The organism is Clostridium fermenticellae (assembly GCF_003600355.1).
Classification (GTDB): Bacteria; Bacillota; Clostridia; order Clostridiales; family Clostridiaceae; genus Clostridium_AV; species Clostridium_AV fermenticellae.
In genome coordinates this window covers 2,045,240-2,067,813 of the sequence record NZ_CP032416.1, presented here as the reverse complement: position 1 = coordinate 2,067,813, position 22,574 = coordinate 2,045,240, and the positions used below count along the sequence as shown (strand labels likewise).

The following is a 22,574-nucleotide window of genomic DNA, read 5'->3' as shown; positions in this document are numbered from 1 at the left end:
TGGCGCCATACAATATAAAATTAAATATATATTTACATAAAAAAAGAAAAGGACGGAAAAACTTTTATTATAAGGTTTCTCCATCCTCTACCTTTACATGAATATTATAGATCATGTAAAGGTATTCGTCAACTAAGCAAAAATAAATGCTTTGTGTAAATTTTTTCTATATAGGTTTCAGTAGAAATTGGAATTTATTAATTCTACTGTGAATATTCATGAAATCTTACAATTCAAAGGACTATCATCCTTAAAAATCTTTAAGTGCTAAACTTCTGGAATAAATATTTGATTTCCCTGTTGTACTATATGATTTTGGTGTAAAATGTAATATGTATTATTAATATGAAAGTTTGTATATTATAATGTTAAATGTACAATATTAATAGGAGAATTTTGTTGAAAAACGTAAGATAATAACCTGGGGGAATAAAGATGGTACTAATGTCAATAAAAATTTTTTTGGTCGCAATCTTTGCCGGAGTATTTGGAGCAGTGCTTGGACTTGGTGGAGGGATGATTGTTACTCCAGTTTTGACACTACTTTTTGGAATTGATATTAAGTATGCCATAGGTGCCAGCTTAATATCTGTAATAGCAACCTCAAGTGGTTCGGCAGTAGGATACATAAGAGATAAAATAACTAATGTAAGAGTGGGAATGTTTCTTGAAATTGCAACTACAATAGGAGCTATTTCTGGTGCATTTTTAGGCGGAATAATAAATCCTGATTATCTTTATGCAATATTTGGAGCATTACTTTTTTATTCAGCTGTTGCAATGGTAAAAAAACGCAAGGATGAATTACCCAATGGAGTTGAGTCGGATCCTTTAGCTAAGAAACTAGCTCTTGAGGGAGAATATTATGATAAATCATTGAATAAAACTATATCATATAATGTGTCAAATATACCTGGTGGATTCATTGTTATGTATTGCGCGGGTGTGGCTTCCGGACTTTTAGGAATAGGGAGCGGAAGTTTTAAGGTAATGGCACTTGATGTATTTATGAAACTGCCGCTTAAGGTATCAAGCGCAACAAGCAATTTTATGATGGGAGTTACTGCTGCAGCAAGTGCCGGAGTCTATCTCTCCAGAGGAAACATAGATCCTAAAATAGCAGCTCCAGTGGCACTTGGAGTACTCATTGGCTCAACTTTAGGAGGAAGGCTGATGCAGAGACTCAAGAGTAAAACTATAAGAAAGATATTTATACCAGTTATAATATATATTTCACTTCAAATGATTTATAAAGGATTGGTGGGTAGATAATGAACTGTAAAAATATAAAAAAAGAAGTAGCAGATGAAAACAATATTGAAAAAGAGAAAGAAGAAGTTGAACTCATTATAGGAAAATCATTGAGAGTAGGTGTGGTTTTAAGTGCTGCAATCATTATTGTAGGGCTTTTTAAATTTTTAGTGACCGGGAATAGTGGATATTCAGGAAATTATTATCCGACTACTATTCCCGATATATTTAAGGGCTTTATATCATTTAAAGCTTATGGAATAATGCTCACTGGTTTATATATTTTGATTTTAACACCTGTAGTCCGTGTTGCTGTTTCAATATTTGTATTTCTTAAAGAGAATGATTATCTGTATGTAAAGATAACATTATTTGTACTTGCGATATTATTGTTCAGTCTTACTATGGGTAAGTCATTATAGGTTATAGAATTCTTTGAAGGATTTCATTGCATATATATAATCCTTTACGCCAGCAAGTTCTCTTATTGAATGCATTGATAGTATTGCAAGTCCCATATCTACTGTGTTAAGATTTATATGACTGGAGGATATGGGTCCTATCGTAGAGCCACCTCTTTCATCTGAACGGTTTACAAATATTTGAAATGGTATTTTAGCTTTACTGCATATATTTTTATATATTGCACTTGATACGGCATCTGTTGAGTAGCTTTGGCTGGCAGCCATTTTTATAATGGGTCCTTTGTTTATAACAGGTCTATTTACGGGATCTGACTTTTCCGGATAATTTGGATGAAGTGCATGACCTAAGTCACACGATATCATAAAAGATTTTGATATAGCCCTATAAAATTCATCCATGCCTCCTCCGAGGTTAAAATTTATTCTCTCTAGAGTAGATAAAAGCATTGGAGAGTTAGCACCTTGTTTTGTTGTACTTCCAACTTCTTCATTATCAAAACATACCATAACATTTGTGTTTGATTTTACAGTACTACTACAAAGTGCCTTTATCCCGGAGTATACCATGCTTAAATCATCTAGTCTTCCAGAAGATATAAATTCATTGCCTGCACCCAAAGTTGTTCCTTTTTCAAATTCATATAAAAATAAATCAAAATCAAGGATATCATCTTGAGATATACTTAGTTCATCGCTTATAATTTTAGTAAGGTAATTTGTATCTTTGAATTTTTCATCTGCAAGTGCTAATAATGGAAGTGTGTGTATTTGCCTATTTAATTTGATACCGAGATTTACATCTCTGTTCATGTGTATTGCCAGATTTGGAATAATTAAAAGTGGTCTTCTGATATTTATTAATTTTATATCAGGAGAAAGGATATTTTCACTTTTTAATACTACTCTTCCTGCGATAGATAGTGGTCTGTCCATCCATGTGTTTAGTATAGGGCCTCCATATACTTCTGTGTTTAATTTTATATATGAATTTTCAACTTTAATATCAGAATTTGGCTTTATTTTAAATCCTGGTGAATCGGTGTGAGCACCTATTATTTTAAAACCATCATTTTTAGGTGAACCGGTTCCAACAGTAAATGCTATAAGTGCGGAGTTATTTTTTACAATAAAATATTTACCGTATTTCTCTAAATTCCATTTATCACTTTCTCTAAGTTCTTTGAATTTAAATTTTTTTAAGAGTGTAATAGCATTTTTTACTACATGAAATGATGTTGGACTTTCATAGATATAATTTAAAAGTTCATTTATTTCATTGATATCATAATCAATCAAAGATAACATCTCCTTTTCTTTAAAATACTGCTAAATTATATTATAATATAATCTGATTCTAAAACAACTATATGATGATATTTTATAGAATAAGTTGTTGTTAGAAAGAATTTTTAGGGTATTTAATAATAAAAAATATAAATAATAAAAAATAGGGAGGGATTTTATTTGAAAGAAAACATAAAAGATATACCTATGCTGTTAGTTGCATCCTTTCTAGTTGCGTTTGGAACATATTTTTTCTTAAAACCTTGTAATATAGCAGCTGGAGGGATAAGTGGTGCGGCTATAATTATAAATAGTATTTTCCATAATATACCTATAGGAATGATTATGATGGGTTTTGAGATATTTTTCTTTACATTGGGTATTATAGTGATAGGTCCAGTTTTTGGTGGAAAAACAATATTCTGTAGTTTTTCAATATCTATAATTATATGGATAATGCAGAATATGTATCCTAATGTAAAATCATTTAGCAATGATACTTTAATGCAGCTTATATTTGGTATATTAATATGTGGTGCTGGAATGGGAATTGTATTTAATAAAAATGCATCTACGGGGGGAACTGATATAATAGCTAAGATAATAAATAAGTATACAAAGATAAGCATAGGAAAATGCGTACTTATTCCTGATATTACTGTTGCAATTTTTGCAACTATAGTATTTGGTGTAGATAAGGGTATGTATGCAATACTCGGGATAATCTTAAATTCTACAATTATTGATAGGGTTATTATAAGTTTAAATACTTATAAGCATGTTGCCATAATAAGTTCAAAGGGAGAAGAAATAAAAAATTATATTATGAAGGAATTAGATAGAAGTGCAACTATATATTCTGCAAAAGGGGCTTATAAAAATGATGAAAATGAAGTTATAACGACTGTACTTGATAGAAAGCAATTTCTAAGGTTAAAAGAATATATAGTCAAAATAGATGATAAAGCGTTTATAACTGTAAATGAAGTAAATGAAGTATTAGGTGAAGGATTTTCAAGTATGGTTTAAGCTAGGACGATGTAAAAAGCTGCCGATTAAAATTAGTGGCAGCTTTTGATTATTCTATATTATTTAAGTTTAAATTTGTTTACCTCATCAAGCATATCATTAGACATTTCCTTTAATATTTGAACAGTGGAAAAAACTGCTTGGGCAGTCGAACTCATTTCCTCTGATGAAGCGGCTATTTCCTCTGATGAGGTTGATGTTTGCTGGGAAATTGATGAAGTAGTTTCTATATTAGTTAATACTGAATCCTTATATTTATTTATTTGTTCAGTAGAAGAAGTTATGTTATTTATTTCGGGAATAATATCTTCTATTGATGCTATTATTTCTTTAAAAGAGAGCAAGGTTTGATTTATTTTATCTAATTGATTATTTAATTCTGAATTCATGGATTCATTGCTATCTAAAATAGTTTTAGTATCATTTGTTATATTGTTTAGAATTTGAGTGATCTCATTTGAAGAATTTTTTGTTTGTTCAGAAAGTTTTCTTATTTCATCCGCAACAACTGCAAATCCGTTTCCGGCTTCACCTGCTCTTGCCGCTTCTATTGCAGCATTTAATGCTAGTAGATTGGTTTGTTCTGCAACACTATCTATCAAATTAATTATTTCATTTACTTTATTTACGTTATTTCCTAGTGTATCTATTTTTAAACCAAAGTTTTTAGAGTTATTTTCAATAGTTTCTACTGATTTCACAAGTTCACCCATGTTTGAAGTACTTTTATTTGCCACATCATTTATTGATTTGGTTTTTTCTTGAACTTTGATTATATCTTTAGTGATTTTAGTAATGAATTTGCTAAATTGTTCAAATGTACGACTGATACTTATTGAGCTGTTTGACTGATTTTCTGTTCCAGTAGCAACATCCTGGACTGCACTAGCGATTTCACCGGCAGAAGTTTCCACTGACTCGGCAGAAGAATTTAATTCTATAGCTTTTTCATCAACTGATTTAGAATTGTTTTTTATTGAAAAAAACATTTCCCTTTTAAAAATAATATTTTTTTCAATAAATTGAATAAATTTTTTTATATTATAATATTTATTTTTTAATTATCTATAAATAAAAAGAATTACCCCAATATTTTTAAATATTGGGGTAATTCTCTACCATAGATTTTATAAATTTTAAATTTGGGGAAAGTGACATATGTCTAATACATAGTATAACCACAACATTGCATTTTAATACTAAAAATATAATATTATAATAAATTTAAACCATTTCACTTCTAGACTCAAGTTTGGAATACATTTTTTCCTGCTGCCTGGTTGTAAATTGAAAGTATATTTCGGTATTTGTGACAGATCTATGTCCAAGCCACCATTGAAGTTCTTTTATATCCATGTCAGACTCAGCAAGATGTACTGCAGTTGTATGTTTTATCGTATGAAAATGGTATTTACTTTTATCACTGATTTTTGCATAAAAACAGTACTTTTTCATTAAGTAGTCAAGTGTTTGTCTTGATATAGGATTGCCTTTTTGACTTTTAAATATACTACCAGATGATATATTGTTTTCTTTTATATATTTATTTAATGCATCTTTTGTTTTTATATCAAGTCGTATAGTATTGTTGCAGCTTCCTTTGAGTCTTTTACAATAAATTTCTCCTTTTTTAATGTTATAATCATCGTATTTAATTAAAGCTATTTCAGAAGCTCTTAAACCACATCTGTATGCAACTCTAAAGAGTGCCAAATCCCTAGATGAATGCTTACTATTTATATGTATAATAGTATTAAATAATCGTTGTGTTTCATTTTGGGTAAGATATTTAATTTTCTTATCATTTGCTCTTTTCATATATGTTCCTCTTTCTACAATAATGGTACAATATAAATATTTTGTACAATAAATTATAACATAATATTCTAGAACAACCAACTATTATATAAAAAATATCAAATTCTTTTTATATATAATTAGAATAAAAAAATATGTATTTATTTAGAAAATAATAGCTAAATAGAGATTAATCTATTGGTTTTTTATACAAAATATTTATATTGTATAACAAATTATAAAGCAGATGAAAAAATAAGTCAAAAGTATTTGCAAATATACAAATAAAGCTACATTTTATAAATATTATTAAATTTAATTATAAAATATTATATAAGGAGAGAATATTAGTGGAAATTTTTAAAAAAATGAGAGTAAAAACAAAATTATTATTATCATTTATTAGTATAGCATTAATATTAGTTATTACTGGAATTATAGGAATGTTATCATTGAAAACCGAAGCAGAAAATTCTGAGCAAATGTACAGCAATAGACTTCAAAGTGTTTATATGCTTATGCATATAGAGAATAATTTAACTCAAGTAAAAAGTGATTTATTACAGTTAGTATATGTTAAAAATATAAGTTCCAATAAAGAATTGAAAAGCAGTATAAAAATAAATGAAAATGAAAATTTAAAAATAATTAAAGAATTTAAGGAATTGTCCAGGAATAATTCAGAGGAACAGTTATGGAATTCATTTGTCACTCAATGTAATACTTATACAAGTATAAGGGAAGGCATAATTAATTATGTTGACAGCGGTGATTTTGATGCAGTAAATAAAAAATATTTACAATTAAGAAACGTAGAGGACGGTATGTTCTCTATTCTCAATAAATTAATTGATGAAAATATTAGTATTGCTAAAGAGGAAAATTTACAAAATCATAATTTATTTTTATATAATATTATAATTGTAATTATACTAACTATACTTGGAGTTGGATTATCTATTGTAATTGGATTGCTTTTATCAAGATATATAAGTCGATCATTAAATAAAATGATAGGGCAGGCTAAATATCTGGAAAAATTTGATTTATCATATGAATTAGAAATAAAAGGGGCCGATGAGTTTGGAAAAACTTCACAGGAGCTTTTTAAGGTACAAGAAAATTTAAGAAAACTTGTCAGAGGTATAATGTCAAATTCTGAGAATATGAGTTCGTCGAGTGAGGAATTTTCTGCAATGGTAGAAGAAGTATCGTCAAAGGCTGAAGAAATAGATAGTGCAGTATCAGATATATCAGCTGGAATACAGGAAAAAAGTGCAGCATCTGAAGAGATAACCGCCTCTGTTGAGGAAATAAATTCCAGTATAAATGAATTATCGCAAAAAGCAGTAGATGGAAATAACAATGCTAGTAAATCCGAAACAAGGGCCACAGATGTAACAAAAAAGGCAAAGTTGGCACTGGAAAAGACAGAAAATATATATGCAGAGAAACAAAAACATATGGTTAAGGCCATAGAGGATGGAAAAGTAGTAGATAAGATAGGAATAATGGCGGATACTATAGCTAATATATCTGAACAGACAAACTTGCTTGCATTAAATGCTGCAATAGAAGCTGCAAGGGCCGGAGACCAGGGAAAAGGATTCGCAGTTGTTGCAGAAGAAGTAAAAAAACTTGCTGAGCAATCATCACAAGCAGTAGAGGATATTCAATCAACGATTGCTAAGGTACATGATGCTTTTAAAAGTATATCTCAAAATGGAAATGAGATACTTAAATTTATAAATGAAGATGTTGGATCCCAATTTAAAGAATTTATGGATGTGGCAAATTATTATCATGATGATTCTGAATTTGTAAATAATATGTCGGAAAATATAGCGTCTATGTCAGAAGAACTTGCGGCTACTGTAGATCAAGTTAGTTTGGCTGTGCAAAATTTATCGGATTCAGATCAAAAGTCAAGCGAAAGCTCTGAGACTATAAAATCCAGCGTAGATGAGACAACAAAAGCTATAGTCCAACTAGCAGATACTGCTCAGAATCAAGCGGAAATTGCCCAAAAATTAAATGAATTGGTACAGGAATTTAAAATGTAGTGTAATATAAGAACGTACCTGTGGGGTTTGTAATTCCAAGCTTAAGTTATACCCCGGCTGATATTTCCAAAATTCGTCACCTAAAAAATTTCTAGTAAGTCTAAGTTCGTATTTATAAAAATCTAAGCAGATTTTATAAACTCGCAGGCTCAAACATATAAAATCCACTAAGATTTTCAAAAATACTTTACTAAGGCTTACTAAAAAATTTTTTAATGTGCCTACATTTTGGAAATGTCAGCTTACGTATAACTTAAGCTTGGAATTACAAACCCTATAGATTTGATTTACACAAATCTAGGTACGTTCTCTATAGGGTTTATAACTTTTTCTTAAGTTTTCTTTGTACAATACGGTATTATACTTTATTTACTAAAGTTTTCATGTATTGACTTAGTTTTCGTGAATGATAAGTTCTAGAATGTCTGGACGTGAATAATGTCCTGTCCCATCAAATTCCATACGACTTGAGGGAACCTGTCCCATATCGATATCTGTATAAATAATTTGTTCTTTGTTCCATACAGGTTCATTTACATAATGTCCAAATGGGTCAACAATACAACTTCCTCCTGTAAGAACATTATATGGTAGTGTTGATATTTCATTTTGACAGTGAAATGTGTCAGGATACATATCTTTTGTTACATATTGATTCACATTAATTACATAGCAATGACCTTCTATTGCGATATGACGTATTGTAGTCTGCCATTCTTCATTGTTATTTGTGTTGGGAGCAAGATATAAGGTAACTCCTTTCATGTAAAGAGCTGCACGTGCTAAAGGCATATAGTTTTCCCAGCATATTAGACTTCCCATATTGCCCCATGGAGTATCAATTATAGGAAAAGCACCTTCATGACCATCACCCCAGATAAAACGTTCCGCGCCAGTTGGCTTTAATTTACGATGCTTACTTACGAGGTTTCCATCTGGTGAGAAGATGAGATTAGTACAATAAAGGGTACAATTATTGATATCGTTTTCTGTTATACCAATACTTACATATGCATGTGCCTGTAAAGCTGCCTTAGCAATTCGTTCTGTATCAGTACTTGGTACAATTACAGAATTATCATAATAAACTTTCCAATCCTTTCTTCCTTCTTCAGTTCGACTGCCCACAGTAAAACCAAATGTCATTCCATATGGATAACATGGAATGAATGATTCTGGAAAAACAATTAGATCAGCGTCATTACGTCCGGCCTCCAAAATTTCATTAACTACTTTATCGATAGTTGCATTTTTATTAAATAGGACAGGTGATGCTTGTATAAGTGCGACTTTACAATTGCTCTTCAATTGTTTCATAATAATATTTCCTCCTATGTGTTATGACAATTTATATTTCAATTATATTATATCATAAAAATTATTATGAGCAGCTTTGTATTAAAAATCTAAGCTGCTCATGCTTAATATGATTTTAAAAATTTATATTTACTGTTTTATATTTTGTGTTTATATTACTATTTGAATTTATATTGTTAATTGATTTATAAAGAGATTTAATTGCCCTGGATGAATTAAAATCTTTTATCCCTAGAATAATATTAGATTTATATGATGATGATGACTGTATAATTATTTCGATATCTATATTTTGATAGGATAAATTTTTAAGAGATGTATAAAGGATATCGTTGTATTTATTAACATCTCTTATTACTATTCCAACTAAAGATATATCGTGTTTTATACATATAGATGTAGGATCAATTCGGGTCTTTATTCCATTTATGAAGTAGCCTTCGCATGTGTTTAATATTAAATCCGGTACTATTAATGATACGGAATCATAATCAAAGGATAAATACTCTATATTAATATTGTAATCATCAAAAATTGAAAATATGATATTTAAATCATTTTTGCTGGTATATGATTTACTCAATGTTATAATTGAGTAATTTCTTTTAGCAGATATTCCAGCAATGATATTCTCATTATCCTCATTATCTAAATTGTCAGAAATAATAGTACCAATATCGTAAGGTCTATTAGTATTTTTTATACTTATTGGTATTCCCTTCTTCTTTACTGGAGCAATTGAATCTTCGTTAAGAACTTCAGCACCCATGTGAGAAAGTTGTTTTATTTCCGAGTATGTCATATATTTTATGACCTTAGGATTGTCGATGATATGTGGATTTGCCAATAGTACTCCAGATACATCGGTCCAGTTTTCATATAATGAAGCATTCATAACACTTGATATTATGGAACCGGTTATGTCTGAACCTCCTCTTGGGAATGTTTTAATTGAACCATCTTTAGTTGATCCATAAAATCCTGGTATTATAGCTTCTGTTATATGAGAAAGTTTTTTTGATATGAGAATTTTAGTCATGTTTTTATCCAAAGTGCCATTTTCTCTGAATTTAATAATCTCTGCAGGATCTATAAATTTAAAGTTTATGAATTTTGCAAATATTAAACCATTTAAATATTCTCCGCGGCTTAATATATAATCTTTTGATGCACCATTAAAAAAATTATTTCTTATTTCACTTAAAAGTTTTTTTATATCGATGTCTATTTTTAAGTTTTCACATATGGAAATATATTTTTTTTCTATCATGTTAAAATAATTTTCAAATAAGTCTTTGTTATTAGTGCATGAATAACATTTATATAAAAGATCAGTAACTTTATAATCTCCTTCAAAAGCTTTGCCCGGGGCAGAAACTACTATATATTGTCTATTTTTATCTTTTAAAATTATATCTTTTACTTTCTTAAATTGTATATCATTAGAAAGTGAGCTTCCCCCAAATTTAGTTACTATTAATTTATTCATTTTAAAAAATTCTCCTAACAACTATAATTATGAATTTAGTTATTAAAATATTAGCAAAAAATATTTTAATAACTAAATTATTAGTATATATAATATTATATTGCTAAGTATAGAATTTTGTATTGCTTTTCTTGCTCTAGATATTGTAAAAAATGCTTTTATCAGAACATTAATTCAAAGAGACTTTAACCACTGATATAACTTGGCAGGTCACGTCTTTCGATATACAAAAATATTATACAATCCAGCATTTATACTAAAAAATTTTTTTGCTTTACGGGTGCCTGTAGCAGTATATAAGGCCAGATTATTAAACTGGAAAGTTAGATCATTAACGGATATTTCAAAATACAAACCATCGTTCTATCATTTAACTGCATATATTTTTTGAATCATTTCTTTCAACTGTTCAAACACCTTTTCCTTTGAAACAGTTTTCCTATGTTCAAACCACCATCGAGAACACTGTACCATGGCACCTATAAAAATCTGCGTCAGTATATCAGGATCAATCGGAAAATGAATTCCATTTTTCATGTCCTCTTCTAAATGATTTCTGATATCTTTTACCATATTGCCAGAAGTACTGTTTATCATAATCATCAGAAGATTATCTGACTCAAAATTCTCTATTATTTTTTGGTTGGTATCCATGAAGTCAAATCCAATTTTAAGAAGTTCTATATAATAATTCTCTGGGTGTTCCGGCGTACTTTGGAGATTGGCCCTTTCGGAATACTCACGTCTCATATCACGAATCATAAATGAGAAGAAATCATATTTATCTGAAAAGTGATTATAAAATGTTGCTGTTCTCGTACGCGCCCGATCGCACAGTTCGCGCACGGTGATCTTTTCAAAGCTTTTCTCTTGCAGCAATTCCTGAAATGCGGATATAAGAGCTTCATATGTTTTTTGTGTTCGCAAATCTCGTCTTCGTTTTTTCATATGTTTTCTCCTCTCTATACACTATTTTGTCCTATTCCGTAGCTAAGCTTGGGGAACTGTCAATTATTTTGCTGATATTCTATTTTTGTATCTTGACACTATTTTCGATATAGTATAAATTATAGCCATTCAGTAGCGAATGTCAATTATTTTATATCTACTCATTTGAAAGGAGATCGTTAATATGGCAAAAGCAAGATTAATGGATACTGTGGAAGATTTCAAGAAACTTGGAATAAATCCAAGTCGTGTAGAAGTATGGGAGGATGGAATTCGGAATACAGACGATGTTGGGAACAATGAAGTGTGGTATTTCGATGCCAACTTTGATGATGGAAGTAAAGTCATTGTCGCCTTCCGTTCTAAAACTGCTCAGGGCATGGCGCAGAAAGGATTTCAGCCTAATTTGAATCTGGATATCACAAAACCTGATGGAAAGACAGCGCAGGAGTTTGCGTTCGCTTCCTGGGAAGAGAGCTCCATGAGCAGAGAAAAGTGTGATGTTCATTTTGGATCAGATTGGTGTACTGGTGATTTTAAAGACTATGACATTCACGTTGAAGGAACGCAGATGTTGGCCTGTGACCTGCATTACCACGCTCTTACCGATCCTTTTAGACAGGGAACATCAGAAATTGCTCTTGGAGACAATAATGAATTCTTTTACACCGATTTATGTTTACCGAAATGTGAAGTAACAGGAACACTCACTTATGATGGTAAAATTGTAGAGGTACATGGCCAAGGTTATCACGATCATCAGTGGATGAATATTTCTCCTTTTTCGGCTTTTCATCATTGGCTGTGGGGTCGTATGTACACGGAAAAATATGTCGTATATATCTATGACTTTGTCTGCTCTGAACAGTTCAATTTTACAAGGATTCCCTTCTTCATTGTTGCAGATAATGATACTGGCGAAATTCTCTTCAAGACCAACGGAAACCTTCAGTTGAAAAGCGAACTGGAATCTATGTCTGTTGGAAAAAAATTCCCAAAAACTAGCCAGTATGTATTTGACAACGGAAATCGCAAAGCTGTATTCAGTGTTACCTGGAATGAAATTTTGGAAACACGTGACACATATGGTAGTGCGCCAGCCAACCAGAAAGAAGCTTTAAAACGTGCAAAAACTGCAGGTTTGAGTGATATGGAAAAGGTTGTTGGCGGAACAAAGGAACAGTACGATGCTGCTGATATTCAACCCACATATATTAGGTTCTTTGCCGAAGGCAGTATTCAGCTCACAATCGGCCACGAAATTACAGAGAGCACTGGCAATATGATCTACGAGTACAACTATATTGGACGTGAAGATGACCGAGCTGGTGTTTGATTGGTTATTATGGAAGGAAAAAAATATGAATAACGGTTACAATTCAGGCATTCATTGATGGCGAACCTTACTCCGTCAGACAACTTAAATATATCGAATTTGAGAGGCAGAAACATGTGCTGCAGGAAATGATTCATATCGGTGCAAAAATAAAGGATGGCGACCGGGTGATCATCTATGATGACGTCAATTATCTCAATCGTGAAGATGCGGCCGGTATAATGGACAAAAACGCCTTGCCAATTTGGAGCAACAGCTTGTGCATAATCTAAATGAGTTACCAACGACGGATTTTATAAACCAGTTTATTTTAAATTCATCTTTTATTTATTAATGAACAATAAGTTACAAATGCGTCTTAATTATTGTATCATGAATATTCAACATCGTTCTTAAAAAAACCTAATGTTAAATTTATGCTAAGTTACAGGAAATAGGTTGAAGAATATAATATTATAGTGTATCATATGATTATAATCGAATATGATAATATGAAGGGGTGAACATTTTGGATTTAATACAAGTGATGAAGGCATTAGCAGATGAAACACGTATAAGAATCCTAAATATACTAAAGGATGGAGGGTTATGTGTTTGTGAGATAGAGCTGTTGCTTGATATCAACCAATCAAATGCATCAAGGCACTTAAATAAGTTAACTAGTGCAAGGATCCTTGAGTACTATAAGGTTGCTAAATACGTATGTTACAAAATAAATGAAGATACAGTTAAGGAATTTCCTTTCTTAAAAGAAATAATAGAGGAAGAGGCTATTAAATTAAAACAATGCGACATAGATTACGAGAGGTTAAAAAAATATAGAAGCAGTAATCTAGGGTGTGAAGATATAAAAGAAGGTAAAGTTTGTCTTGATATTAATTTAAAATAAATATATTACGGAGGATAATCATATGAAACCTAAAGTAGCATTTATATGTGTTCATAATTCTTGTAGGTCTCAGATGGCAGAGGCACTAGGAAAATTATTTGCTTCTGATGTTTTTGAATCTTATTCAGCAGGAACAGAGTTAAGACCACAGATAAATCAGGATGCAGTAAGAATAATTAAGGATTTATATAAAGTGGATATGAATGAAAGACAAAAGTCTAAATTACTTGAAGATATACCAAAGGTAGATATAGTTATAAAAATGGGTTGCAATGTAGTTTGTCCCTTTTTACCTGCAAAACACGTGGAAGATTGGGGATTGGATGATCCGTCAGGCAAAAGCGATGAAGAATTTATTAAAACAGCAAAGGCTATTAAAGAAAAAGTAAAAGATTTGGCAAGAAGAATTGAAAATGATGAAATTAATTTAGATAGTTAAGTCTAATTACCTAAATTATTTTAAGGAATAAAAATATAAATTAAAAAATTAATTTAATAAAGGAGATATAAGCTATGAAAAAAATGATTATTTTTGATCCTGCTATGTGTTGCCCAACAGGTGTATGTGGACCAGTAGTTGATCCACAATTATTAAGAGTATCTACAGTATTAAATAGTCTAAAGAAAAAAGGAATTACAGTTGAAAGATATAACTTAACAAGCAACCCGCAGGCTTTTGTTGATAACAAAGTTATCAATGAAATATTGAACAAAGATGGAGTAGATGTATTACCAGTTACTATAGTTGATGATGTTGTAGTAAAGACAAAGTCATATCCAACTAATGAAGAGTTTTGTAAGTTTCTTGAAATACCAGAAGATTATTTAAAAACAGGTATTAAGATTGAGCTTAAATCTAAAGATTGCGGATGCAAAGGTGGATGTTGTTAACTTAAGAAAAGAGGGATAACTATGGTAAAGACTTTTAATCTAGATAATATAGAATTAACTAAATATCTGTTCTTTACAGGTAAAGGCGGCGTAGGAAAGACATCAACGGCTTGTGCTACCGCAGTAAATTTAGCAGACCAAGGCAAGAAAATCATGCTTATAAGCACAGACCCAGCTTCAAATCTACAGGATGTTTTTAACACAGAATTAAATAATAAGGGAGTTGCAATTAAAGAAGTACCTAATTTAGTGGTAGCTAATTTTGACCCTGAAGAAGCTGCTAGAGAATATAGAGAGAGTGTTGTTGGGCCATATAGAGGAAAACTTCCAGAGGTAGTAATAAAAAATATGGAAGAACAGCTTTCTGGTTCTTGTACTGTGGAAATAGCAGCTTTTAATGAATTTTCTAGTTTTATAACTGATGAAAAAGCTGAGCAGGAGTTTGATCATATTATATTTGATACGGCTCCAACAGGACACACATTAAGAATGCTGCAGCTTCCATCAGCATGGAGTAATTTTATAAGTGAAAGTACTCATGGAGCATCCTGTTTAGGACAATTGGCAGGACTTGAAAGTAAAAAAGAAGTTTATAAAAATGCTGTAAAAACTTTATCAGATAAAGATAAAACTCTCCTAATACTTGTATCAAGACCGGAAAGCTCACCTTTAAAGGAAGCAGAAAGAGCATCAAAAGAATTACAAGATATAGGAGTAAATAATCAGATATTAGTTATTAATGGAGTTTTAAAAAGTCATGATGATAATCTTTCAGCTGCAATTTATACTAAGCAGCATAACGCTTTAAAGAATATCCCAGAAAATTTAAAGGTATTAGAAACTTACGAAATTCCACTAAGACCCTATAATGTAACAGGGCTTGAAAATGTAAGAGCTTTCTTAAAGGAAGATAACATTAAATATAATAATGAAGCTTTAAATACTGAGAAATTCCTAAATTTAAAAGATATTATTAATGATTTGTATAATACAGACAAAAAAGTAATCTTTACGATGGGAAAAGGTGGAGTTGGTAAAACTACTATAGCAGCAGCTATTGCTTTAGGCCTTGCTAGAAAAGGTAAAAAGGTACATTTGACTACTACAGATCCTGCAGCTCACTTGAATTTTGTTTTAGACGAAAGCTATGGTATTACATTGAGCCATATTGATGAAAAGAAAGAATTAGAAAAGTATAAGAAAGAAGTTTTAAGTAAAGTTGACGAAAACATGGGTGAGGAAGATATAGCTTATTTAGAAGAAGATTTAAGATCTCCTTGTACTCAAGAAATTGCTGTGTTTAGGGCTTTTGCAGAAATAGTTGAGAGATCAAAAAATGAAGTAGTTGTCATAGACACAGCACCAACAGGCCATACACTTTTACTTCTTGACTCTACTCAAAGTTATCACAGAGAGATACAGCGTTCACAGGGTGATATACCTGAATCAGTTAAAATGCTTTTACCTAGACTTAGGAATTCTAATGAAACAGAAACTATTATTGTAACTTTAGCTGAAACTACACCTGTATATGAAGCTATGAGATTAGAAGAGGATTTAAATAGGGCAGGAATCAATAGTAAATGGTGGGCTATAAATTCTAGCTTATTAGCAACGAATACCAGAAATGTAATTCTTAAGGCTAAAGCAAGTAATGAGATAACCTGGATAAATAAGGTAAATGAGATTTCTGATGGAAATTTTGCAGTTATTGAATGGAAACCAGAAGAAGTAAAAGGCGAAAGATTATTAGATTTGATTAATTAAAAAATAAATTCACTACAAAATTGAACTAAAAAACCTTTTGTAGTGAATTTTTATTAATGGTTAAAAATAAATAGGAGGTTTTTTATGAGTAGTAAATCATCAGGGTTATCATGGCTTGATCGTTATTTAACATTATGGATTTTTATTGCAATGGGTTTAGGAATATTTTTAGGATGGGCTTTGCCAGGAATATCCGATTCATTGTCAAAGTTGTCAATAGGTACAACATCTATTCCTATAGCTATAGGTCTTATTGTAATGATGTACCCACCACTTGCTAAGGTAAATTATAAGGAGATAGGAAAAGTATTTAAAAGTCCTAGAGTCTTAGCATTATCATTGATACAGAATTGGATTATAGGACCAGTATTAATGTTTGCCCTTGCAGTGTTATTCTTGAGAAACTACCCTCATTTCATGGTAGGGCTAATATTAATTGGACTGGCAAGGTGTATTGCAATGGTTATTGTATGGAATAGTTTAGCGGATGGAGATAACGAGTATGCAGCTGCACTTGTTGCCTTTAATTCTATATTCCAGGTTATATTCTTTTCAGTATTTGCATATGTGTTTATCACAGTATTACCAAAACTTATAGGATTGGAAGGTATGGCTGTACATGTTTCTATGGGAGAGGTAGCAACGTCAGTAGCTGTTTATCTTGGAATACCATTTGTTGGAGGCATGCTCACAAGGTTGATACTAGAGCCTAAAATGGGAACTGAGTGGTATACCAAAAAATTCGTACCAAAGATTAGCCCATTAGCATTAATAGCTTTACTATTCACTATTATAATCATGTTTATGTTTAAAGGTAAGTATATAATTGAGCTTCCAATGGATGTAGTAAGAATTGCAATCCCTTTAGTTATATACTTTTTAATAATGTTCTCTGTTTCTTTCTTTATAAGCTATAAGTCAGGAATAGATTATCATAGAACAGTTAGTTTATCCTTTACGGCAGCAAGCAATAACTTTGAACTTGCTATTGCAGTTGCAGTAGCAGTCTTTGGTATTCAGTCTCAAGAGGCATTTACTGCAGTTATAGGGCCGTTAATTGAAGTACCTGTTATGATCGCACTTGTAAATGTAGCTTTAAGATGGGGAAGAAAGTATTTTGGTTTAAAACAAGAAAAATAGAACCTAAAGTATGTTACTAGTTTAGAAGGAGTAACTGGAAATGCAGTAAAGAATATATTAATTAATAAAGGATTTAAGAAGGTTTATAATATATCAGGAGGACATAAAAATTATAAAGCACAAATTAGATAATTGTCTAAATAATTTATTTATGTGCTCATAAAATGCTGTAAGAAAGGTTGTTGCAATTTATGGAGGAAAACATAATATCAATTTGGAAGAACTTCAGAATTGAACTGTTATATTTTATTAAGACAAAAGTGAAAGATGAATATGCTGCAGAAGATATACTTCAAGAGGTTTTCATAAAGGTTTATAAGAGCATTGAGCAATTAGAAGATCCAAGTAAGCTTAAAGCATGGCTTTATAGAACTACCAATAATGCTATAATTGATTTTTACAGAAGAGGAAAGCAAAGCACACTAGAACTGGATGAACTAGAAGATGTACACGGAATTGAAGATGACACTGAAAATATGAATAAAGAGATTTCTGAATGTATCAAATCTATGCTAGATGAGTTACCTGATAAGTATAAAGAACCTTTAAAGCTATATGAATTTAATAGAATGAAACATAAAGAAATAGCTGAAAAGTTGAATATATCATTGTCGGAATCAAAAACAAGAATTCAAAGAGCTAGAATTAAATTAAAAGAAGTACTGATGGAATGCTGTGAATTTAAGCTTGATACTTATGGAAATATTATAGATTATAAAAAGAACAAAGAATATATATGTTCATATAATTGCAGATGATATTAAAATCTACAACAAAAAGTTGTAGATTTTTTTGCGACCAATTCTATATTGTTTTCGTCTTTATATATGAAAAATACAATTCGTAAATTTTAAGGAGGTATATCTATGTTAAATAAAAAAGAAGAAATAAGAGGTCATATACGTAAAAGGTATGCGGGAGATTGCTTTAAATGGTTCAAAAGGTTGTGGATGTGGATCAGGTTGTTGTGGAGGCAATGAAAATACTTTAGATTATAATCCAAAGTATATTGAGGAGGTATCAAGTAAAATTGGCTACACAGAAAGTGATCTTGCCAATGTACCAGAGGAAGCTAATATGGGATTAGGGTGTGGAAACCCTATTGCTATTGCAGAACTTAAAGAAGGAGAAGTAGTTCTTGACCTTGGAAGTGGGGGAGGATTTGATTGCTTTCTGGCAAGAAGGCAGGTAGGAAAAAGTGGATACGTAATTGGAGTAGATATGACACCAGAGATGGTTCAACTATCAAGAAAAAATGCTGAAAAAAGTAAGTATACTAATGTAGAATTTAGGTTAGGTGAAATTGAACACTTACCTGTTAATGATGCATCAATTGATATTATTATATCAAACTGTGTAATTAACTTATCTTTAGATAAGGAGCAAGTATTTAGGGAGGCCTATAGGGTTTTAAAATCCGGTGGAAGATTATCAATATCAGATGTTGTTGCTACAGCTAAAGTACCGGAAAATATAAAACAGGATTGGGCTATGATATCTGGTTGTATGGGAGGAGCTGAATACGTTGATGATTTAAAAAATATGTTGGAGAAGGTAGGATTTAAAGATATACGAATGATACCTAAAGATAACAGTAGACAAATTATTAAATCATGGGCACCAAATACAAACATTGAGGACTATGTAGCTTCTTTTATAATTGAAGCTGAAAAAGAATAGAAATGTATGGATATCACCCTCTAGAATAAGAATTAAGGAATTTAACTAAATTAGTAGATTTGTAAGATTGGAAAAATAAAAGTCATCAGATAATGGATAGCTTTTATTTTTTACAATGATATAAGATAAATTTATCTTAATCCTTTATCTTTCTTTATAAGCCATAAGTCAAGCAATAGATTATCACAGAACAGTAACTCTTTCTTTCACTGCAGCTAGTAATAATTTTGAACTTGCCATAGCTGTTGCTATTGCAGTATTTGGAATTGAATCAAAAGAGGCGTTTACTGCAGTCATAGTTCCACTTATTGAGGTGCCAGTAATGATAGCCCTTGTTAATATAACTTTGGCATGGGGCAGAAAATATTTTAACTATAAAAAGAACACAGAAATTGAATAATTAAAGTAAATATTAATAAGGTCAGCTTGTGCTGGCCTTTTTTTAATTTAATAAATTATATAATAACGGTTAATAAATATAAGAAATAGTTATAGTAGAAATTTTTGCTTTTATAGTATATGAAAAGATAATTATATCATGGAGCATCCAATGTTAAACCTATTAGATATAAAACAATACTCAGTTCAGAATATTTGTGAATTATAAAGTAATCCGTATATGAACAATAGGGCTAAGAAAGCCTATTAACTACTTCCTATCTATCACATCATCATGTAAAAGAAATACACCACAAAATTTTAAATGTCAAAGTGTTCATTCTTCGCAGCTCTGCTGCATTGACATTTAAAAAAGGATGCGGTTTATGTAGTGATGAATTTTGAATTGAGGTTGATATAGTAATTTCCAGCAGCTTTGTTCATGTCCTGATAAGGGCTTGAATAAAGTGGATTCCCCTGGGGTTGTATACCCTAAAGGGCTGCGGTGGACGTTTATGAAAATTTATTAATAACATAAACTTTGAGCGTAGAAGTAAGACCCAAGAGGAATACCACGCAGTTTCATGCAAACAGGCACTTTTTTTAGATTTAATACAGAAGCACTTTAAACTATAAACATAAAAAATATAGAGATGTTAAGCAGTTGTGATATATATAGAATCAGTATGATTATTATAGTATATGATAATGATGTTTATATTTTAGGGATAAAAATAAATAGAATAAATAAGCAAAATATGTATTCAAAAATATACATTAAATTATTGAAGTAAAAGTAAGTGCATGAATGTTTTGTATTGAAGGGTGAAGTAATAAGAGAAATACCTAATAATCTATGTGGAGAAATTCTTGGAGAGATGAGAAACTTACTATTTTTTTACTTTGAACTAGCTATTTTTTTGAACGTAAGGAGTGCAGCTTAGGACCCTAAAGGAATACTTAAGGCTTGCAGAGCTGCAGCGCGAGTGGAGAGAAAAATAGTAGCTTGTTCAAAGTTTCTTTGCGACCAGAGAGAGCCTATTATAAGACCCGCAGAGATTTGCTACCTGTGTTTGGGGTGGAGCAGCCCAATATATTTAATCGACTATATAGTAGCTTTTATTCTGAGTGAGCGAAGAGTTAAAGCTACTATATGGTTTCATTTTGATTAATATCTAATAATGTATTATTTAAAGCTGGAATAAGAATTAATTGGAAAGCTCACTCTAAAAGATTTGAAGTAAAAAAGTATTTTGCGATATAGAAAGTGACAAGTTAGTTCTAATATATAGCGTGGCTCATAGGCTTATGGAAACTGTGAATTTTTGAAACTAAAAGATATAAAAATAATAGCTCCTAAGAATTTGAAACACGAGAAATTTTATTTTTTATATTATTTAATGCTTATAAGGCCTAATTTGTATGTTAGCAAAATGTTAGCAAATGCATGAAAAAGACTCTTTGGATTATTCATCCAAAGAGCCTTTAACCGTTGATATAACTTGGTGCCGAAGGCGGGACTTGAACCCGCATGTTGTTACCAACGACGGATTTTGAGTCCGTTGCGTCTGCCAATTCCACCACTTCGGCAAGGAACGTATATATAATATCATATGAGTTTAAGTTAGTCAAGCAGAAATTAATAACCCCAGAGGTTTAGCTTAGAAGTTTAACAAGGCTCAAAGCAGCTGCCACAATTTCATCAAGTCATAGAGAAAATTTCAAGGTCTTCTTTGCTTAAAAAGGTTCTTCCTTCGAAACCATATAGAAACGAAAAGATTAAACCAGCGGTATGTATTTATTTTTTTGCTCTGGAATGATGCCTTGATGCGCAAGGACAGGAAGGAAGATCTGCAGCAGTACAATAAGCATTATTACTTCAATTGGGAGCATGATTGTATTCTTTATCAGACTCTTTATAAAAAAGTAGTAATATCCTTTTCCAAATAGCATACTGCTCCAAATACATCCTAATCCGACGTGAATGCCAAAATCAATGATAAACTTGCAAAGAAATACCCGTAATACTGAAATTTTGCACCTGTAGAGAAATATCCCGTAAATAAAGAATTCAAGCATGGATGATAAAGTATACCCCGGGAAAAAAACAGTGGTAGGAATAAGCAAGTAGCCGATTAAATCATATGCCAATCCAGCGGATAAACCGATAACAGGGCCGAAAATCATAGATCCGAGAGCAAGCGCTAAAAAAACGGTGGTAATGCGAAGATTTATACCCACCGGGATATAAAGCGAGCTCAGGATTGTACTGAGAGCTATGGTCAATCCAGCGAAAACAAGTGAGCGCAGGTTTCGAAACTCGGAACAAGCTGCAATCCAGTATTTTGGCGTGAAGATTGAATAAGTGTTGCTTTTTAACATGTAAAAACCTCCTTGAATATGGCAAGATTCAATGCCACATAAAGGAGGAATTTCCTATATGCAGCAGCGGGATGCGATAATTGTACGGTAACTTTCGTATTGGTTTATGTTAACGAAATGTTTCCGTCCCGAGATCAACTCCCCGTTTCTCGGGCACATAACCCACAATTATCTACTCTGCCATTTTTATTATTTGTAATGTGATACGAAATCAAATGATAGCTGACGAAATTCCTTCTTCCTGTTATATAGTGTAAAAAAGCCAACTATCCAGGCGGTTGCCCAGACGGTCGGCTTTTTCTGTCATACTCCCTTGTGGTACTCCACATCCGTCAGTCATATGACTTCTAGGATAAATAATAAGCGTTTTGTAACCTTTTGTCAAGGAAGCTGGAATAACTTCATCAAATCTATTTATAATTTTCTAATATTTAATATGCTTTATTATTTAATATTAGATATTTTTATAAAATTGCTAAAATATGTTGATTTGTGTAAATTTATGATT

General features: G+C 31.2%; 19 protein-coding genes, 1 tRNA gene, 1 pseudogene and 2 riboswitches. Of the genes and pseudogenes, 13 read left to right on the top strand and 8 right to left on the bottom strand.

The window, feature by feature from the left end; genetic code table 11:
* Positions 1–435 precede the first annotated feature (435 nt).
* Positions 436–1,272: a sulfite exporter TauE/SafE family protein gene (locus tag D4Z93_RS09655; protein ID WP_119973083.1), complete on the top strand. Its 837-nt coding sequence runs from the start codon at positions 436–438 to the stop codon at positions 1,270–1,272.
* A complete protein-coding gene (locus tag D4Z93_RS09650) occupies positions 1,272–1,673 on the top strand; it encodes a DUF1634 domain-containing protein (RefSeq protein ID WP_119973081.1) in 402 nt (133 codons plus the stop codon). Before D4Z93_RS09655 ends, D4Z93_RS09650 begins: the two co-directional genes overlap by 1 nt.
* Here D4Z93_RS09650 and D4Z93_RS09645 read toward each other — a convergent pair.
* Entirely contained in the window at positions 1,668–2,969 is a 1,302-nt protein-coding gene (locus D4Z93_RS09645; protein ID WP_423243048.1) for a M18 family aminopeptidase, read from the bottom strand. The two genes, D4Z93_RS09650 and D4Z93_RS09645, sit on opposite strands and share 6 nt — an antisense overlap.
* Before the next feature lie 171 nt (positions 2,970–3,140).
* On the opposite strand from D4Z93_RS09645, the gene D4Z93_RS09640 reads away from it, so the two are divergent.
* Positions 3,141–3,989: a YitT family protein gene (locus D4Z93_RS09640; RefSeq protein ID WP_199798389.1), complete on the top strand. Its 849-nt coding sequence runs from the start codon at positions 3,141–3,143 to the stop codon at positions 3,987–3,989.
* Between the two features lie 59 nt (positions 3,990–4,048).
* Here the strand turns inward: D4Z93_RS09640 and D4Z93_RS09635 are convergent, their stop codons facing one another.
* Together D4Z93_RS09635 and D4Z93_RS09630 are read right to left on the bottom strand one after the other, a co-directional pair.
* On the bottom strand, positions 4,049–4,978 hold the full coding sequence (locus D4Z93_RS09635) for a methyl-accepting chemotaxis protein (RefSeq protein WP_119973077.1): 930 nt from the start codon (positions 4,976–4,978) through the stop codon (positions 4,049–4,051).
* 235 nt (positions 4,979–5,213) lie between these two features.
* Positions 5,214–5,807 carry a tyrosine-type recombinase/integrase gene (locus D4Z93_RS09630; RefSeq protein WP_119973074.1) on the bottom strand — a complete coding sequence of 198 codons (594 nt, stop codon included), beginning with the start codon at positions 5,805–5,807 and terminating at the stop codon, positions 5,214–5,216.
* A gap of 329 nt (positions 5,808–6,136) precedes the next feature.
* Between D4Z93_RS09630 and D4Z93_RS09625 the strand changes: the two genes are divergently transcribed.
* Positions 6,137–7,849, top strand: coding sequence for a methyl-accepting chemotaxis protein (locus D4Z93_RS09625; protein WP_199798388.1), 1,713 nt, complete (start codon positions 6,137–6,139; stop codon positions 7,847–7,849).
* A gap of 393 nt (positions 7,850–8,242) precedes the next feature.
* Here the strand turns inward: D4Z93_RS09625 and D4Z93_RS09620 are convergent, their stop codons facing one another.
* From D4Z93_RS09620 to D4Z93_RS09610, 3 genes are all read right to left on the bottom strand, one after another.
* The gene (locus D4Z93_RS09620) at positions 8,243–9,166 is read right to left on the bottom strand and encodes a carbon-nitrogen hydrolase family protein (RefSeq protein WP_119973072.1); all 924 of its coding nucleotides are present in this window, start codon (positions 9,164–9,166) and stop codon (positions 8,243–8,245) included.
* A 115-nt stretch (positions 9,167–9,281) separates the two neighbouring features.
* Entirely contained in the window at positions 9,282–10,655 is a 1,374-nt protein-coding gene (locus D4Z93_RS09615; protein ID WP_119973070.1) for an amino acid kinase family protein, read from the bottom strand.
* Positions 10,656–11,021: 366 nt separating this feature from the next.
* The gene (locus tag D4Z93_RS09610; RefSeq protein ID WP_162920291.1) at positions 11,022–11,582 is read right to left on the bottom strand and encodes a TetR/AcrR family transcriptional regulator; all 561 of its coding nucleotides are present in this window, start codon (positions 11,580–11,582) and stop codon (positions 11,022–11,024) included.
* 205 nt (positions 11,583–11,787) lie between these two features.
* Between D4Z93_RS09610 and D4Z93_RS09605 the strand changes: the two genes are divergently transcribed.
* The 9 genes and pseudogenes from D4Z93_RS09605 to D4Z93_RS13495 form a co-directional block, all read left to right on the top strand.
* Positions 11,788–12,939 (top strand): lipocalin-like domain-containing protein, encoded by a 1,152-nt coding sequence (locus tag D4Z93_RS09605; RefSeq protein ID WP_119973064.1) that lies wholly within the window; start codon positions 11,788–11,790, stop codon positions 12,937–12,939.
* A 499-nt stretch (positions 12,940–13,438) separates the two neighbouring features.
* A complete protein-coding gene (locus D4Z93_RS09600; protein WP_341466767.1) occupies positions 13,439–13,828 on the top strand; it encodes an ArsR/SmtB family transcription factor in 390 nt (129 codons plus the stop codon).
* Between the two features lie 22 nt (positions 13,829–13,850).
* Complete coding sequence (locus D4Z93_RS09595) at positions 13,851–14,267, top strand: arsenate reductase ArsC (protein ID WP_119973058.1); 417 nt, start codon at positions 13,851–13,853, stop codon at positions 14,265–14,267.
* A 74-nt stretch (positions 14,268–14,341) separates the two neighbouring features.
* A complete protein-coding gene (gene arsD, locus D4Z93_RS09590) occupies positions 14,342–14,719 on the top strand; it encodes an arsenite efflux transporter metallochaperone ArsD (protein ID WP_119973055.1) in 378 nt (125 codons plus the stop codon).
* Between the two features lie 21 nt (positions 14,720–14,740).
* The gene (gene arsA / locus D4Z93_RS09585) at positions 14,741–16,486 is read left to right on the top strand and encodes an arsenical pump-driving ATPase (RefSeq protein WP_119973052.1); all 1,746 of its coding nucleotides are present in this window, start codon (positions 14,741–14,743) and stop codon (positions 16,484–16,486) included.
* Positions 16,487–16,570: 84 nt separating this feature from the next.
* Complete coding sequence (gene arsB / locus D4Z93_RS09580; RefSeq protein WP_119973050.1) at positions 16,571–17,626, top strand: ACR3 family arsenite efflux transporter; 1,056 nt, start codon at positions 16,571–16,573, stop codon at positions 17,624–17,626.
* 191 nt (positions 17,627–17,817) lie between these two features.
* The gene (gene sigZ, locus D4Z93_RS09575; RefSeq protein WP_119973047.1) at positions 17,818–18,384 is read left to right on the top strand and encodes an RNA polymerase sigma factor SigZ; all 567 of its coding nucleotides are present in this window, start codon (positions 17,818–17,820) and stop codon (positions 18,382–18,384) included.
* 154 nt (positions 18,385–18,538) lie between these two features.
* Positions 18,539–19,306, top strand: coding sequence for an arsenite methyltransferase (locus tag D4Z93_RS09570; protein ID WP_243105924.1), 768 nt, complete (start codon positions 18,539–18,541; stop codon positions 19,304–19,306).
* Between the two features lie 144 nt (positions 19,307–19,450).
* Positions 19,451–19,706: pseudogene (locus D4Z93_RS13495) on the top strand (arsenic resistance protein); the annotation flags it as partial.
* A 1,481-nt stretch (positions 19,707–21,187) separates the two neighbouring features.
* Here the strand turns inward: D4Z93_RS13495 and D4Z93_RS09560 are convergent.
* Positions 21,188–21,274 (bottom strand) — tRNA-Leu (locus D4Z93_RS09560).
* A gap of 189 nt (positions 21,275–21,463) precedes the next feature.
* Positions 21,464–22,066, bottom strand: a complete 603-nt coding sequence (locus D4Z93_RS09555) for a folate family ECF transporter S component (protein WP_119973044.1) — start codon at positions 22,064–22,066, stop codon at positions 21,464–21,466.
* A 62-nt stretch (positions 22,067–22,128) separates the two neighbouring features.
* Positions 22,129–22,248: riboswitch (THF riboswitch) on the bottom strand.
* A gap of 91 nt (positions 22,249–22,339) precedes the next feature.
* Positions 22,340–22,416, bottom strand: a riboswitch (ZMP/ZTP riboswitch).
* Between the last annotated feature and the right edge of the window lie 158 nt (positions 22,417–22,574).

Bases quoted from the DNA above. Each gene is read 5' to 3' on its own strand.
- D4Z93_RS09655 (WP_119973083.1), top strand. From the start codon at position 436: ATGGTACTAATGTCAATAAAAATTTTTTTGGTCGCAATCTTTGCCGGA.
- D4Z93_RS09650 (WP_119973081.1), top strand. From the start codon at position 1,272: ATGAACTGTAAAAATATAAAAAAAGAAGTAGCAGATGAAAACAATATT.
- D4Z93_RS09635 (WP_119973077.1), bottom strand. From the start codon at position 4,978: ATGTTTTTTTCAATAAAAAACAATTCTAAATCAGTTGATGAAAAAGCT.
- D4Z93_RS09630 (WP_119973074.1), bottom strand. From the start codon at position 5,807: ATGAAAAGAGCAAATGATAAGAAAATTAAATATCTTACCCAAAATGAA.
- D4Z93_RS09620 (WP_119973072.1), bottom strand. From the start codon at position 9,166: ATGAAACAATTGAAGAGCAATTGTAAAGTCGCACTTATACAAGCATCA.
- D4Z93_RS09615 (WP_119973070.1), bottom strand. From the start codon at position 10,655: ATGAATAAATTAATAGTAACTAAATTTGGGGGAAGCTCACTTTCTAAT.
- D4Z93_RS09605 (WP_119973064.1), top strand. From the start codon at position 11,788: ATGGCAAAAGCAAGATTAATGGATACTGTGGAAGATTTCAAGAAACTT.
- D4Z93_RS09595 (WP_119973058.1), top strand. From the start codon at position 13,851: ATGAAACCTAAAGTAGCATTTATATGTGTTCATAATTCTTGTAGGTCT.
- arsD (WP_119973055.1), top strand. From the start codon at position 14,342: ATGAAAAAAATGATTATTTTTGATCCTGCTATGTGTTGCCCAACAGGT.
- arsA (WP_119973052.1), top strand. From the start codon at position 14,741: ATGGTAAAGACTTTTAATCTAGATAATATAGAATTAACTAAATATCTG.
- arsB (WP_119973050.1), top strand. From the start codon at position 16,571: ATGAGTAGTAAATCATCAGGGTTATCATGGCTTGATCGTTATTTAACA.
- sigZ (WP_119973047.1), top strand. From the start codon at position 17,818: ATGGAGGAAAACATAATATCAATTTGGAAGAACTTCAGAATTGAACTG.
- D4Z93_RS09570 (WP_243105924.1), top strand. From the start codon at position 18,539: ATGCGGGAGATTGCTTTAAATGGTTCAAAAGGTTGTGGATGTGGATCA.
- D4Z93_RS09555 (WP_119973044.1), bottom strand. From the start codon at position 22,066: ATGTTAAAAAGCAACACTTATTCAATCTTCACGCCAAAATACTGGATT.